This is a genomic window from Paenibacillus sp. sgz302191 (assembly GCF_057749925.1).
The window spans coordinates 1-227 of sequence record NZ_JBYLHY010000141.1 but is presented as its reverse complement, the minus strand read 5'-3'; the positions used below and the strand labels follow the sequence as shown (position 1 = coordinate 227).

The window sequence follows — 227 nt, the reverse complement described above, 5'->3', positions numbered from 1 at the left end:
CCGACAGCTACGGCACAACGAATTACAGCTACGATGCGGCGGGAAGAATCGAAAAAGCCGAGGCGCCGGGCAAAACGACCGTCTACGCGTATGACCGAAGCGGCAACCGGCAATCCCAGAGCGAGACATACACGTCCGAACAGCCGAGCGGCTATACGGACCCGGTGAGCGGCACGGAAGTGAAGTACCTGATCAAGAAAAGCGAGTACATGTACGACGGCGTCAAC

1 protein-coding gene is annotated in these 227 nt (G+C 58.1%); it reads left to right on the top strand.

All coding sequences use genetic code 11. From position 1 onward, the window contains the following. On the top strand, positions 1-227 hold a 227-nt coding region (locus tag AC3G2T_RS38955; protein ID WP_488438843.1), incomplete at both ends, for a hypothetical protein.